General features: G+C 53.6%; 1 rRNA gene. It reads left to right on the forward strand.

The features are described 5' to 3' along the window. A 16S ribosomal RNA gene (locus tag L1076_RS26810) occupies positions 1 to 1,450 on the forward strand; the annotation flags it as partial. Positions 1,451 to 1,456: the final 6 nt, after the last annotated feature.

Genomic DNA, 1,456 nt, shown 5'->3' on the forward strand with positions numbered 1-1,456 from the left:
GGCGTCGAGCGGCGGACGGGTGAGTAATGCCTAGGAAATTGCCCTGATGTGGGGGATAACCATTGGAAACGATGGCTAATACCGCATAATGCCTACGGGCCAAAGAGGGGGACCTTCGGGCCTCTCGCGTCAGGATATGCCTAGGTGGGATTAGCTAGTTGGTGAGGTAATGGCTCACCAAGGCGACGATCCCTAGCTGGTCTGAGAGGATGATCAGCCACACTGGAACTGAGACACGGTCCAGACTCCTACGGGAGGCAGCAGTGGGGAATATTGCACAATGGGCGCAAGCCTGATGCAGCCATGCCGCGTGTGTGAAGAAGGCCTTCGGGTTGTAAAGCACTTTCAGTCGTGAGGAAGGTGGTAGTGTTAATAGCACTATCATTTGACGTTAGCGACAGAAGAAGCACCGGCTAACTCCGTGCCAGCAGCCGCGGTAATACGGAGGGTGCGAGCGTTAATCGGAATTACTGGGCGTAAAGCGCATGCAGGTGGTTTGTTAAGTCAGATGTGAAAGCCCGGGGCTCAACCTCGGAATAGCATTTGAAACTGGCAGACTAGAGTACTGTAGAGGGGGGTAGAATTTCAGGTGTAGCGGTGAAATGCGTAGAGATCTGAAGGAATACCGGTGGCGAAGGCGGCCCCCTGGACAGATACTGACACTCAGATGCGAAAGCGTGGGGAGCAAACAGGATTAGATACCCTGGTAGTCCACGCCGTAAACGATGTCTACTTGGAGGTTGTGGCCTTGAGCCGTGGCTTTCGGAGCTAACGCGTTAAGTAGACCGCCTGGGGAGTACGGTCGCAAGATTAAAACTCAAATGAATTGACGGGGGCCCGCACAAGCGGTGGAGCATGTGGTTTAATTCGATGCAACGCGAAGAACCTTACCTACTCTTGACATCCAGAGAACTTTTCAGAGATGAATTGGTGCCTTCGGGAACTCTGAGACAGGTGCTGCATGGCTGTCGTCAGCTCGTGTTGTGAAATGTTGGGTTAAGTCCCGCAACGAGCGCAACCCTTATCCTTGTTTGCCAGCGAGTAATGTCGGGAACTCCAGGGAGACTGCCGGTGATAAACCGGAGGAAGGTGGGGACGACGTCAAGTCATCATGGCCCTTACGAGTAGGGCTACACACGTGCTACAATGGCGCATACAGAGGGCAGCAAGCTAGCGATAGTGAGCGAATCCCAAAAAGTGCGTCGTAGTCCGGATTGGAGTCTGCAACTCGACTCCATGAAGTCGGAATCGCTAGTAATCGTGGATCAGAATGCCACGGTGAATACGTTCCCGGGCCTTGTACACACCGCCCGTCACACCATGGGAGTGGGCTGCAAAAGAAGTAGGTAGTTTAACCTTCGGGAGGACGCTTACCACTTTGTGGTTCATGACTGGGGTGAAGTCGTAACAAGGTAGCGCTAGGGGAACCTGGCGCTGGATCACCTCCTTATACGAT

It is taken from the genome of Vibrio sp. MMG023 (assembly GCF_021654215.1).
In the GTDB taxonomy this organism is placed as follows: Bacteria; Pseudomonadota; Gammaproteobacteria; order Enterobacterales; family Vibrionaceae; genus Vibrio; species Vibrio jasicida.